The organism is Methylorubrum rhodinum (assembly GCF_014199935.1).
In the GTDB taxonomy this organism is placed as follows: domain Bacteria; phylum Pseudomonadota; class Alphaproteobacteria; order Rhizobiales; family Beijerinckiaceae; genus Methylobacterium; species Methylobacterium rhodinum.
In genome coordinates, this window is sequence record NZ_JACHOP010000016.1 from 102,299 (window position 1) to 115,365 (window position 13,067).

Annotated in this window: 10 protein-coding genes and 1 tRNA gene; 4 read left to right on the forward strand and 7 right to left on the reverse strand. The window is 68.0% G+C overall.

All coding sequences use genetic code 11. From position 1 onward, the window contains the following. Positions 1-262: 262 nt before the first annotated feature. The 4 genes from clpX to HNR00_RS17030 all read right to left on the reverse strand — a co-directional run bounded on the left by clpX (position 263) and on the right by HNR00_RS17030 (position 4,259). Complete coding sequence (gene clpX / locus HNR00_RS17015) at positions 263-1,534, reverse strand: ATP-dependent Clp protease ATP-binding subunit ClpX (RefSeq protein ID WP_056243011.1); 1,272 nt, start codon at positions 1,532-1,534, stop codon at positions 263-265. 252 nt (positions 1,535-1,786) lie between these two features. Further along, complete coding sequence (locus HNR00_RS17020) at positions 1,787-2,413, reverse strand: ATP-dependent Clp protease proteolytic subunit (protein ID WP_056243009.1); 627 nt, start codon at positions 2,411-2,413, stop codon at positions 1,787-1,789. Positions 2,414-2,589: 176 nt separating this feature from the next. After that, on the reverse strand, positions 2,590-4,023 hold the full coding sequence (gene tig / locus HNR00_RS17025; protein ID WP_183571460.1) for a trigger factor: 1,434 nt from the start codon (positions 4,021-4,023) through the stop codon (positions 2,590-2,592). Between the two features lie 151 nt (positions 4,024-4,174). Further along, positions 4,175-4,259 (reverse strand) — tRNA-Leu (locus HNR00_RS17030). A gap of 358 nt (positions 4,260-4,617) precedes the next feature. Here HNR00_RS17030 and HNR00_RS17035 point away from each other — a divergent pair. Further along, a complete protein-coding gene (locus HNR00_RS17035) occupies positions 4,618-6,114 on the forward strand; it encodes a multicopper oxidase family protein (protein WP_376770394.1) in 1,497 nt (498 codons plus the stop codon). 3 nt (positions 6,115-6,117) lie between these two features. Here the strand turns inward: HNR00_RS17035 and HNR00_RS17040 are convergent, their stop codons facing one another. Further along, positions 6,118-7,623, reverse strand: a complete 1,506-nt coding sequence (locus tag HNR00_RS17040; protein ID WP_183571438.1) for an NAD(P)H-hydrate dehydratase — start codon at positions 7,621-7,623, stop codon at positions 6,118-6,120. A 185-nt stretch (positions 7,624-7,808) separates the two neighbouring features. On the opposite strand from HNR00_RS17040, the gene HNR00_RS17045 reads away from it, so the two are divergent. Both HNR00_RS17045 and HNR00_RS17050 read left to right on the forward strand, forming a co-directional pair. Continuing rightward, on the forward strand, positions 7,809-8,147 hold the full coding sequence (locus HNR00_RS17045) for a P-II family nitrogen regulator (protein WP_056243001.1): 339 nt from the start codon (positions 7,809-7,811) through the stop codon (positions 8,145-8,147). A gap of 92 nt (positions 8,148-8,239) precedes the next feature. Beyond that, positions 8,240-9,169, forward strand: a complete 930-nt coding sequence (locus tag HNR00_RS17050) for a glutaminase (RefSeq protein WP_183571440.1) — start codon at positions 8,240-8,242, stop codon at positions 9,167-9,169. 300 nt (positions 9,170-9,469) lie between these two features. Here HNR00_RS17050 and HNR00_RS17055 read toward each other — a convergent pair whose 3' ends face one another. After that, on the reverse strand, positions 9,470-10,516 hold the full coding sequence (locus HNR00_RS17055) for a glutamine synthetase beta-grasp domain-containing protein (protein WP_183571442.1): 1,047 nt from the start codon (positions 10,514-10,516) through the stop codon (positions 9,470-9,472). Between the two features lie 546 nt (positions 10,517-11,062). Here HNR00_RS17055 and glnA point away from each other — a divergent pair. Then, the gene (gene glnA / locus HNR00_RS17060) at positions 11,063-12,472 is read left to right on the forward strand and encodes a type I glutamate--ammonia ligase (protein ID WP_183571444.1); all 1,410 of its coding nucleotides are present in this window, start codon (positions 11,063-11,065) and stop codon (positions 12,470-12,472) included. A gap of 227 nt (positions 12,473-12,699) precedes the next feature. On the opposite strand, the gene HNR00_RS17065 is transcribed toward glnA, so the two are convergent. Continuing rightward, the gene (locus HNR00_RS17065) at positions 12,700-12,915 is read right to left on the reverse strand and encodes a hypothetical protein (RefSeq protein ID WP_246390744.1); all 216 of its coding nucleotides are present in this window, start codon (positions 12,913-12,915) and stop codon (positions 12,700-12,702) included. Positions 12,916-13,067 lie beyond the last annotated feature (152 nt).

The following is a 13,067-nucleotide window of genomic DNA, read 5'->3' on the forward strand; positions in this document are numbered from 1 at the left end:
TTCCCTTATCTGTTGACGCCGGGCATGCGCTCCTCGGATCGAGCAAGCATCCTGCCAGGTGCCGACCGGGCCGCGAAGGGTCGGAGGCGAATGATACGTCTGCGGCTGGTAGCGCAGCCCGCACCTTGGAAAGCGGGGAGACGGGAGAAGCGTGCCGGCTGCGATGGACCTGAATTGGTCCTTCGCCGGCGCGCTTTCAAGCGCTCCGCCCTGGAACGAAAAAGGGCCGCCGGCATGGCCGGGCGGCCCTTCTGGCTGCCGATCAGGCGCTGACGCTGGCCGGTGCGTCCTTGTTGCGGTCGCCGTGGATGAAGAGGGGCCTCGACTTCCCGTCGACCACCTCCGGGCCGATGACCACCTGCTCGACCGAGTCGAGGCCGGGCAGGTCGTACATCGTGTCGAGCAGGATGGTCTCCAGGATCGACCGGAGGCCGCGGGCGCCGGTCTTGCGCTCGATCGCCTTGCGGGCGACCATCGAGAGCGCCTCGTCCTGGAAGGTCAGCTCGACGTTCTCCATCTCGAACAGGCGCTGGTACTGCTTGACGAGCGCGTTCTTCGGCTCCTGCAGGATCTTCTTGAGGGCCTCCTCGTCGAGGTCTTCGAGCGTCGCCAGCACGGGGAGACGGCCGACGAACTCGGGGATGAGGCCGAACTTGAGAAGATCCTCGGGTTCGACGCTCCGAAAAACCTCACCGGTGCGGCGGTCGTCCGGGGCCTGGACGCTGGCGCCGAAGCCGATCGACGTGCCCTTGCCGCGCTGGGAAATGATGCGCTCGAGGCCCGCGAAGGCGCCGCCGCAGATGAACAGGATGTTCGTCGTGTCGACCTGCAGGAACTCCTGCTGCGGATGCTTGCGCCCGCCCTGCGGCGGCACGGAGGCGACGGTGCCCTCCATGATCTTCAGCAGCGCCTGCTGCACGCCCTCGCCCGACACGTCGCGGGTGATCGAGGGGTTGTCGGACTTGCGGGAGATCTTGTCGATCTCGTCGATGTAGACGATGCCGCGCTGCGCCCGCTCGACGTTGTAGTCGGAGGCCTGGAGCAGCTTGAGGATGATGTTCTCGACGTCCTCGCCGACATAGCCGGCTTCCGTCAGCGTGGTGGCGTCCGCCATGGTGAAGGGCACGTCGAGGATGCGGGCCAGCGTCTGCGCCAGCAGCGTCTTGCCCGAGCCGGTCGGGCCGATCAGCATGATGTTGGACTTGGCCAGCTCGACGTCGTTGTGCTTCGTCGCGTGCGCGAGCCGCTTGTAGTGGTTGTGCACCGCCACCGAGAGGACCTTCTTGGCGAAGTCCTGGCCGATGACGTAGTCGTCGAGGACGCGCCGGATCTCCTTCGGGGTCGGCACGCCGTCGCGGCTCTTCACCAGCGAGGACTTCGATTCCTCGCGGATGATGTCCATGCACAGCTCGACGCACTCGTCGCAGATGAACACCGTCGGGCCCGCGATCAGCTTGCGGACCTCGTGCTGGCTCTTGCCGCAGAACGAGCAGTACAGCGTGCTCTTGGAGTCGTTGCCGCCGGTCTTGCTCATGTCGGTCTCCGGTTCGCGGGCGCGACCCCAGCCAGGAGGGCGCGCGCTTCGGTCATAGGATGTAAGCGCATCCGCCTAAAGAAACAGTCACACCGCGCGGATGCGTCGGGATTGAGGCGCTCGAATCCCGATGCAACCACGCGACCGCCTCGGGATCAACCGGCCCGGGGGGCCGGGCAAGCGCCGAATGGCCGCATGGTTTGCCGGCGTGCCCCGGACGCCTCACTCGAGAAACATCCGGGGTCGCCCGCCTCAGGCCGCGGCGGGTTCCGGGCGCTTGTGGAGGATGTCGTCGATCAGGCCGAACTCCTTGGCCGCCTCGGCGGTCATGAAGTTGTCGCGCTCGAGCGCCTGATGGATCGTCTCGTACTCGCGGCCGGTATGCTTCACGTAGATCTCGTTGAGGCGCTTCTTCAGCGCCTCGATCTCGCGGGCATGGATCAGGATGTCGGTCGCCTGGCCCTGGAAGCCGCCGGAGGGCTGGTGGACCATGATCCGGGCGTTCGGCAGGGCGAAGCGGTGCCCGGCCTCGCCGGCGGCCAACAGCAGCGAGCCCATCGAGGCGGCTTGTCCCACGCAGAGCGTGGTGACGGGGCAGCGGATGAACTGCATCGTGTCGTAGATCGACAGACCCGAGGTCACCACGCCGCCGGGCGAGTTGATGTAGAAGGAGATTTCCTTCTTCGGGTTCTCGGCCTCGAGGAACAGCAACTGGGCGACGATGAGCGAGGCGCCCTGGTCCTCGACCGGACCGGTGAGGAAGATGATCCGCTCGCGCAGCAGCCGGGAATAGATGTCGAACGCGCGCTCGCCGCGGCTCGACTGCTCGACCACCATGGGCACGAGCGAGTTGTGGAAGTAGTCGACCGGATCTCTCATGTCAGCCCTCGGCTCCGGGTCCGGCCCGGAGCGAATCGCTCCATGGCCGGAGGTTACAGCGAACACGGCGCGCGTTAACGCCGTCTGATCTTCACGGGCCCGCGCGGCACCCGTGACGGGCGCCGCTCAAGGATCGCGTTCCGATCGCCGCCCGCCGCGGAGCCGCTGGGCGTCGATCAGCCGGCGGCCTGCTCGGCCGCCGCCTCGTCCTTCTTCGCATCCTTGGGCTCGTCGGCCTTCGACGCACCCTCGGCGTCGGCCTCGTCGTCCTCGGCGAAGAGCGTCTCCTTGGAGACCGGCTCCTCGACCACTTGGACCTGACCGAGGACGTGGTCGACGACCTTCTCCTCGAACAGCGGCGCGCGAAGCTCGGCGAGCGCCTGGGGGTTGTTGCGATAGAAGTCGTAGACCTGCTTCTCCTGGCCCGGGAACTGCCGGATCCGGGCGAAGAGGGCCTGGTTGACCTCGTCATCCGAGATCCTGATATCGGCGGTCTCGCCGACTTGCGCAAGCACCAGCCCGAGGCGCACGCGGCGCTCGGCGATCTTGCGGTACTCTCCTTGCGCCTTCTCCTCGGAGGTGCCCTCCTCCTCGAAGGTCTTGCCGCGGTTCTTCAGGTCCTGCTCGACCTGCGCCCACACGGCGGCGAACTCCTGGTGGACGAGGCTCGGCGGCAGCTCGAAAGCGTACTTGCCGTCGAGCGCGTCGAGCAGCTCCTTCTTGAGCTTGCGGCGCGATTGGGCCTCGTAGTCCGAGCCGATCGCCTTGGAGACGGCTTCCTTCAGCTTCTCTAGGTCGTCCATGCCGAAGCGCTTGGCGAGCTCGTCGTCGATCTTGCTCTCGCCCGGCGCCTTGACGGCCTTCACGGTCACGTCGAACTCGGCGTCCTTGCCGGCGAGTTGCTCGGCCTGATAGCCCTCGGGGAAGGCGGTCTTGACGAGGCGGCTGTCGCCGACCTTGGCGCCGACGAGCTGGTCCTCGAAGCCGGGGATGAAGGTGTTGGAGCCGAGCTCCAGCGGCACGTCCTCGCCCTTGCCGCCCTCGAACTCCACGCCGTCGATCCGGCCGACGAAGTCGATCACGACCTGATCGCCGGTTTGCGCCTCGGCACCCTCCTCGCGGTCCTCGAACGCGCGGCCGTCCTTGGCCATGCGCTCCAGCGCTTCCGCGATCTCCTCGTCGGAGGGGGTCACCACGAGCTTCTTGATCGACACGTCGGAGAGGTCGGCCAGCTCGAAGCTCGGCAGCACCTCGAGCTTCACCTTGAAGGCGAGGTCGCCCTTGGCGTCGAGCGCGCGCTCGATGATGTTCTGCTCCTCGTCCTTCGGAAACTCGATCTGCGGCTCCAGCGCCAGCTTGAGGCCCTTGTCGGCCACGATCTGCTGGTTGGCCTCGTTGACGGCGTTCTGCAGCACGTCGGCCATCACCGACTTGCCGTAGACCTTGCGCAGATGCGCCACCGGCACCTTGCCGGGGCGGAAGCCCTTGATCTGGACCTTACCCTTGATGTTCGAGAGCTCGGTGTTGAGGCGATCCTCAAGCTCGGTCGCGGGGAGGAGCACCTGAAACTCGCGCTTCAGCCCCTCGGAGGTCGTCTCGGTCACCTGCATCGTCGTTCGTCCGCTTTTTTCCAAAACCGCAATCTCGTCCTCGATGCCGCGGCGCTGCGGGAGACCCATCAAGGAGATCCTTGGGGGACTCCGACGGCGCGAACGCCCGGCGGGGACCGGCCCCGGTCCCGAGGCCGGGCCGATGCGGACTTGGTGCGGGCGGAGGGGCTCGAACCCCCACGTCTTGCGACACTGGAACCTAAATCCAGCGCGTCTACCAGTTCCGCCACGCCCGCGAGCGCTTGAGCGACATGGCCCTGTCCGGGCCTTCGAAGCGCGCGTCTATAGCACGCGCGCCGGAGGCCGCAGCAAAAATTTGTTCTTGCTGGGCCTCAAGCGCCGGCGGCCGCGCCTTTCTTCTTAGCCTCAAGCGCCGGCGGCCGCATCCGCGGCCTTGGCTTTCGCTCCGTTCGACGCCTCGGCCTTTCCGAGGCCCACTGCGCGGGGCGCTCTTCGCGCCCGGGGATACGGCCGTACCTCCTGCGAGCGATGCAAGCGAATGCGTTGGGGGCCAGCCAGCCAGTGCGTGGTTGGCGCATTCCGAACGGCCCGGCTACAACGCGGGCCCCTGCCGTGCCAGCCGAACGAGCCCCCATGCGAATGCCCGCCCCCGAGGCCCCGACCGTGGCGACCGGGGAGGCGGACGGCCTGTCCCGGCGCGCGCTGATCGCGGGGAGCGCGGCGCTGACGCTCTCACCCTTCGCCGCCGCGGCGCAGACGCCTGCCCGCAAGACGGCCCCGGCGGCCAAGCCCGCGGACACGCCCGCGCCCGAGGCCAAGCCGGCGGAGGCGAAGACGCTGAAGGCCGCCCCCGCGCAGGCAAGGCTCAAACCCGAACCCGCGCCCGAGACCGCCGTGTGGCGCCTCGGCACGGAGACCGCGCCGCCGGTCCTGCGGATCAAGCTCGGCGAGGCCGTGCGGCTGCGCGTCGAGAACGCCACCGACAAGCCGCTCGCTCTGCACTGGCACGGCGTGCGCAACCGCAACGCCATGGACGGGGTCGGCGGCGTCACGCAGGAGCCGATCGCGCCGGGCCAAGATTTCACTTACGAGTTCACCCCGCCCGATGCCGGCACCTTCCTGATCCGCCCGCTCGTCGTCGGCGGCGCGAGCGAGCCCGCGGGCCGCGGTCTCGGTGGCCTGCTCGTGGTCGAGGAAACCACTCCGCCGCCGGTCGATCAGGACGTGAGCCTGCTGCTGCAGGATTGGCGCCTGGACGAGACCGGCGCGCTGCTCCCGTTCGGACAGGTCGCGTTCGCGGCGGCCGCGGGCAGGCTCGGCAATGCCGTGACGCTGAACGGCACGGTGATCCCGCTGGCGCTCGCAGGCCGCCCCGGCAGCCGCGTCCGGCTTCGGCTCGCCAATGCCTGCAATGCGCGGGCGATCCGCATCCGCTTCGACGGATTGAAGGTCTACGTCGCGGCGGTCGACGGGCAGCCCGCCGACACGTTCGAGCCCCTGAAGGCCACCCTCCCCTTCGCGCCGGGCACCCGCTACGACCTTCTCCTCGACCTGCCGAAGGAGGCCGGCCCCGCCGGCACGATCACGGCGCTCGTCGGCCAGGGCCTGCCGCTGGCGACGCTGAATGTCGCAGGCGAGGCGGTGGGGCCGGCAGCGCGCGGGCCGATCGCCTCGATCCCCGAGAACAAGCGTCTGCCGAGCGAGATCCGGCTCCAGAGCGCGTTCCGGCGCGACCTCCTCGTCACCGGCGGGGTGAAGCCCGACCGCACCAAGCCCGGCGCCGAGACGCCCTATGCCGGCGACCCGCAAAAGATCTGGCAGATCAACGGCGCGAGCGGCGCGGCGGGCGTCGGCCCGCTGTTCACGGTCAAGCGCGGGCAGGTGGTGGTGCTGACGATCCGCAACGACACCGGCTTCCCGCAGATTCTCCATCTGCACGGCCACGTCTTCCGCCTGCTGCACCTCCTCGACGACGGCTGGGAGCCCTACTGGCTCGACACCGTCCAGATCCCGGAAGGCCGCCACGCCCAGATCGCCTTCCTCGCCGACAATCCCGGCCGCTGGCTCCTGTCCTCGACGGTGCTGGAGCGGTTCGACACGGGGCTGTGGACGAGTTTCGAGGTGAGCTGAGGCTCAGGCCAGACCCCGCAGAACCGCCGGCATCCACTCCGAAAGATCCTCGGCGATCAGGCCCGGCCCGTGCCGGAGCCCGGCATCGCCGTGGAGCCAGACCCCCGCGCAGGCCGCCTCGAACGGCGCCATGCCCTGGGCGAGCAGCCCGCAGATCAGCCCGCCCAGCACGTCGCCCGAGCCCGCGGTGGCGAGATGGGGCGCGCCGTGATCGTTGATCGCGATGCGCCCGTCGGGGGCGGCGATGACGGTGTCGGCGCCCTTCAGCACGACCACCGCCCCGGCGAGATGCGCCGCCCGCGCGGCGCGCTCGGGTTTGGCAAGGCCTTCGGCGACGGCCTCGGTGCCGGAGAACAGGCGCGCGAACTCGCCCTCGTGCGGGGTCAGTACGGCCCGGGTCTCGCCGTCGCGGATGTGGCGGGCCAAGGTCCGCACCTCGCTGCGAAAACTCGTCAGCGCGTCGGCATCGAGCACCAGGGCGCGGCCGGCGGAGGCCGCCACCGCCACGAACGCGCAGGTGGCCGGGCCGATGCCGAGGCCGGGGCCGAGCAGCAGGGCGTTGAGGCGGTCGTCCACGAGGATGTCGTCGAGGTCGTCGGCGGTCTCGCAGGGGCGCAGCATGATGGCGGTGAGCTGCGCCGCGTTCTCCGGCAGCGCGGAGGCCGGCGAGGCGACGGTGACGAGGCCGGCGCCGACCCGCAGCGCCCCGCGGGCGGCGAGCCGGGCCGCGCCGGTCTTGTAGGCCGGGCCCGACAGGACGAGGGCGTGGCCGCGGGTATATTTGTGGCTCGCGGCCGACAAGGCGGGCAAAGTCCACAATCCCGGCGCGTTGCGAAACAGGCTCGGCGCGCCCTCCAGCCCGTCGGCGAGCGCGGCGGGGCCGGTGCCGATGTCGGCGAGCGTGATCGCGCCGCACAGAGACCGGCCGGGCTGGAGCAGGTGGCCGGGCTTGAGCGCCACGAAGGTCACGGTCTCCCGCGCCTCCACCGCGACGCCGCGGATCTGGCCTGTATCGCCGTCGAGCCCGCTCGGGACATCGACCGCCAGGACCGGGCGCCCGCTCGCGTTCACCGCCTCGACCATCGTGCGGGCCGCGCCGTCGAGATCGCGCGAGAGGCCCGCGCCGAACAAGGCGTCGACGATCAGGTCACAATCCGGCAGCGGCGCCTCCGCCGGGCCGACCGGGCCGGTCCATTCGGCGGCGGCGAGGCCTGCGTCGCTGGTGAGTGTGTCGCGGTCGCCGAGCAGCCGCAGCTCGACGGCGCGGCCCGCCTCCGCCAGCAGGCGGGCGGCCACGAAGCCGTCGCCGCCGTTGTTGCCCGGCCCGCATAGGACCAGAATCCGCTCTCCTCCGATCGTCAGTGCCCGCTCGGCAACCGCCGCGCCGGCCCTCTGCATCAGCGCGAAGCCTGGCGTGCCGGCCTCGATCGCCGCCGCATCGACCCGGCGCATCGCCTCGACGGTGAGCAGCCGCAGGGCCGATTTCGGGGGGTGGGCCGGCTCATGCATTCGTGGCGCTCACTCTGTGCCTAAAAGTTCATCGAAACCGACGTGATTGCCTGCATATTCCGCCGTCGATGCCTGCGCGATGCGCAACTTCACCTGCCGGCAACGCAAATCGCCGTGGCGGTCGCGCGGTCGCGATGGTAGACATGGATCAGCATCAGACGACGCGCGCATCGGACCGAGCCGGGATGAAGAAGATCGAGGCGATCATCAAGCCGTTCAAGCTCGACGAGGTGAAGGAGGCGCTCCAGGAAGTCGGCCTCCAGGGTATCACCGTCATCGAGGCGAAGGGCTTTGGCCGGCAGAAGGGCCACACCGAGCTGTATCGCGGCGCGGAATACGTGGTCGACTTCCTGCCCAAGGTGAAGCTGGAGATCGTGCTGTCCGACGCGCTAGTCGAGGGCGCGGTCGAGGCGATCCGCAAGTCGGCCCAGACCGGCCGCATCGGCGACGGCAAGATTTTCGTCTCGACCATCGAGGAAGCCATCCGCATCCGCACCGGCGAGACCGGCGCCGACGCGATCTGAGCCGCCGGCTCCTCCCACTTCCGACGACTTGGCGCGCTTCGTGAACGGGCGTTCGCGCGCCCCCTGAGGCGCGTGCCTCAGCGAGCGTGTCCGTGCCCGATCTCGAAGCCATCGTGACAGAGATCGCCGACGCGATGCGGGCGCGGCCGGACCGCGGCGCGGTGGCGAGCTACATCCCCGAACTCGCCCGCGTCGATGCGGGACAATTCGGCCTCGTGGTGATCGACCGCGCGGGGCAGGTCGCGGCCGGCGGCGACGCCGACATCCCCTTCTCGATCCAGAGCATTTCCAAGGTTTTTACCCTGACGCTGGCGCTCGGCATGGTCGGTGACCGGCTGTGGCGCAAGGTCGGGCGCGAGCCCTCGGGCAGCCCGTTCAACTCCATCGTCCAGCTGGAGCGCGAGCAGGGCATTCCGCGCAACCCCTTCATCAACGCGGGCGCCATCGCGGTCACCGACGTGATCCTGTCGGGCCACCAGCCGCGGGAGGCGCTCGGCGAGATCCTGCGCTTCATGCAGTTCCTGGCGCAGGACAGCGGCATCGCCATCGACGAGACCGTGGCGGCCTCGGAGAAGCGCACGGGGTTTCGCAACGCGGCGCTCGCCAACTACATGCGCTCATTCGGCGTCCTCGAGAACCCGGTGGACTACACGCTCGGCGTCTACTTCCACCACTGCGCCATCGCGATGACCTGCCGCCAGCTCGCCACCGCCGGGCTTTACCTCGCCTATTCCGGGCAGCATCCGCTCGCCGGCCACTCGGTGATCTCGGCCGAGCGGGCGCGGCGCATCAACGCCATCATGCTGACCTGCGGCCACTACGATGGCTCGGGCGAGTTCGCCTACCGGGTCGGCCTGCCGGGCAAGAGCGGCGTCGGCGGCGGGATTCTGGCTGTGGCGCCGGGGCGTGCCTCGATCTGCGTCTGGTCGCCGGGGCTGGATGCGGCCGGCAACTCGCATCTCGGGCGCATTGCCCTGGAGATGCTGGTGAAGCGGACCGGGTGGTCGATCTTCGGGGTGTAAGCCGTGCATCCCCTCTCCCCGCGCGCGGGGAGAGGGCTTCATGCCCCCTTGTCGGGGCATGAAGCGAGCCGGCAGGCGAAGGTGAGGGGGGGCTTGTCCGAAGGAGTCTCTTCCGTCGAAGCCCCCTCACCCCCGCTACCGCTTATCGCGACGACGACGAGGTCGTCGCGACCCTCTCCCCGCGTGCGGGGAGAGGGGGTGGTTCCGGCGCTCCAGACGTCGGCCAACAAAAAACCGCCCCCGCCTTGCGGCGGGAGCGGATGTTACAGAGGAGCCGGTCGGCCGACTCCCAAAAATGACTTACGCGACGGCCTTCTCGGCGGCCTCGGCGGGGAGCGGAACCTCGGAGATCGTCTTCAGAACTTGGCTAGCGATCTGGTAGGGGTCGCCCATGGAGTTCGGGCGGCGGTCCTCAAGGTAGCCCTTGTAACCGTTGTTCACGAAGGAGTGGGGCACGCGCACCGAGGCGCCGCGGTCGGCCACGCCGTAGGAGAACTTGTTCCACGGGGCGGTCTCGTGCTTGCCGGTGAGCCGCATGTGGTTGTCCGGGCCGTAGACGGCGATGTGGTCGTCGAGGTTCTTCTCGAATTGGGCCATCATGGCCTCGAAGTAGTCCTTGCCGCCGGTCTCGCGCATGAACGTCGTCGAGAAGTTGCAGTGCATGCCCGAGCCGTTCCAGTCGGTGTCGCCGAGCGGCTTGCAATGGTACTCGATGTCGATCTCGTAGGTCTCGCACAGGCGCTGGAGCAGGTAGCGGGCCATCCACATCTCGTCGGCGGCCTTCTTGGAGCCCTTGCCGAAGATCTGGAATTCCCACTGGCCCTTGGCCACCTCGGCGTTGATGCCCTCGTGATTGATGCCCGCCGTGAGGCACAGGTCGAGATGCTCCTCGACGATCTTGCGGGCGATCGGACCGACGTTCGAGGCGCCGACGCCGCAATAGTACGGGCCCTGCGGGGCGGGGTAGCCGGCCTCGGGGAAGCCGAGCGGGCGGCCGTTCTTGTAGAGGAAATACTCCTGCTCGAAGCCGAACCACGCGCCGGCATCGTCCAGCACGGTCGCGCGCTTGTTCGACGGGTGCGGGGTCTTGCCGTCGGGCATCATCACTTCGCACAGCACAAGCACGCCGTTGCTGCGGGCCGGATCGACGAAGTGGCGGATCGGCTTGAGCACGCAATCGGACGAGGAGCCCTCGGCCTGCATCGTCGAGCTGCCGTCGAAGCCCCACAGCGGCAGCTGCTCCAGGCTCGGGAAGCCGTCGAACTCCTTGATCTGCGTCTTGCCGCGCAGGTTCGGAACCGGAGTGTAGCCGTCGAGCCAGATATACTCGAGCTTGTACTTCGTCATTGCGTGTCTCTCGTTCCTGATCGACGAAATCCGTCTGACAGCCCCCAGGTCCAGCGCCCTGTTCGCCTCCGCCTTGGCCCAGGACCGTCGCCGCATCGCGGGCGCCGATACCCTAGCTGGCTCGGAGGCTTTCGCCCGACCCCGACGCGGCCGGTGAGAACCGTCCGCCTCGGATCGGCCTCTAGCATGTGGCGTGCCAATGTGCCGGCAAATGAGGCGGCGGTTCCCGCGTGAAAGCGTCGCTCTCTGGCGCCAGGCCGGGGTGACGTTTTCCGCGAAACGCCCGCCGGGGCGGAGATTTTTGTCTCACGACGGGTGGCGGCGGCGGGGCGCGGGCAGTAACGTCCGCGCCCGTCGGCCGGACCGGCCGGGGCACGAGGAGGAAGGCCCGCTTCTAAGCTGCGTGGCGCGCGCGACCGCGCGCCTGCGGTCGAGACGAGCCCCCTCCCCTCCATCGATCCGACGACCGGCCGGGATCAGCCCCGGCCCGGACGCGGCCGCTCCGGTCGCGCCCGCCTGACGAGACGACCCGAGGAGACGCACACGATGAAAACGGCCGCTGATGTGCTGAAGGCCATCAAGGACAACGACGTGAAATACGTCGACTTCCGCTTCACCGACCCGCGCGGGAAGTGGCAGCACGTGACCTTCGACGTCTCCCTCGTCGACGAGGAGATCTTTTCCGAGGGCACGATGTTCGACGGCTCCTCGATCGCCGGCTGGAAGGCGATCAACGAGTCCGACATGCTGCTGATGCCCGATCCCGTCACCGCCTGCATGGACCCGTTCTTCTCGGCGTCCACCATGTCGATCGTCTGCGACGTGCTCGAGCCCTCGACTGGCGAGCCCTATTCGCGCGATCCGCGCGGCACCGCCAAGCTCGCCGAGGCGTATCTGCGCTCGACCGGCATCGGCGACGACATCTTCGTGGGCCCCGAGGCCGAGTTCTTCGTGTTCGACGACGTGAAGTTCGGCGCCGACCCCTACCATACCGGTTTCCAGCTCGATTCGACCGAGCTGCCGACCAACGGCTTCACCGATTACGAGGGCGGCAACCTCGGCCACCGCATCCAGACAAAGGGCGGCTACTTCCCCGTGCCGCCGCAGGATTCGGCCCAGGACATGCGCGGCGAGATGCTGGCTGCCATGCAGTCGATGGGCGTGAAGGTCGAGAAGCACCACCACGAGGTGGCCTCTGCCCAGCACGAGCTCGGCATGAAGTTCGACACGCTGACGCTGCTCGCCGACCACATGCAGATCTACAAGTACTGCATCCACAACGTGGCGCAGAGCTACGGCAAGTCCGCGACCTTCATGCCCAAGCCCGTCTACGGCGACAACGGCTCGGGGATGCACGTCCACCAGTCGATCTGGAAGAACGGCAAGCCGCTGTTCGCCGGCGACAAGTACGCCGATCTGAGCCAAGAGTGCCTGTGGTACATCGGCGGCATCATCAAGCACGCCAAGGCGCTCAACGCCTTCACAAACCCCTCGACCAATTCCTACAAGCGCCTGGTGCCGGGCTACGAGGCCCCGGTGCTGCTGGCCTACTCGGCCCGCAACCGCTCGGCCTCCTGCCGTATCCCGTGGACGACGAACCCGAAGGCCAAGCGCGTCGAGGTCCGCTTCCCCGATCCGATGGCCAACCCCTACCTCGCCTTCTCGGCGCTGCTGATGGCCGGCCTCGACGGCATCCTCAACAAGATCGATCCGGGCCCGGCGATGGACAAGGACCTCTACGACCTGCCGCCGCGCGAACTGAAGAAGATCCCGACCGTCTGCGGCTCGCTCCGTGAGGCGCTGCAGAACCTCGACAAGGACCGCGCATTCCTCAAGGCCGGCGGCGTGTTCTCGGACGACCAGATCGACTCGTTCATCGAACTGAAGATGACCGAGGTGCTGCGCTACGAGATGACCCCGCACCCGATCGAGTTCGTGCAGTACTACTCGCTTTAAGCGGAGGGCGGGCCGGCTTGCCCGGCCCGCGACCGTTTCCAAGACGACCCGCAACGCCGGGGCCTTGCGAGAGGCTCCGGCGGTTGCGTCTGAGTCGAGTAATATGGCTTAGCTTTTCTCTCAGAAATTTGTCCTAAATATTGCGATAAATCACAAGCGACCAAGGAAAAATACTTAATCAGCTAAGCCGTGTGGACGGCAGCTGAGGGTGGGAAGCGGAAGTGTCGCTACTCTTCCCCATGCTCGCGCAGCAGCACTTCGAGCAGGGGCACATCGTCTTCCACGTCCTCGTTCCCACGGAACCGAGAGTATTCAACGTGGCCGTCCTCGAACACATCGATCTCGATCCGCTCGCCAACCAGCGACGCCGTGAGCATGATGCTGTCGGGCCGGTGGCGGCTCAACTCGAAGTGGACCTTGTTGGCTTCCAGAAGCCGGATCATGCGATAGATTTCGTGACTCATCTCGGCATCGAACCATCAGCCTCGCAGGTCCGCAACGGGTCCAGGCTGTGTGAAAACGTGCTGATCTGGTAGAGTAATTTCCGATCTGGGGAGGTCGGAATGAAGCGCTTCATCGCAGGCGAGGATCGTCA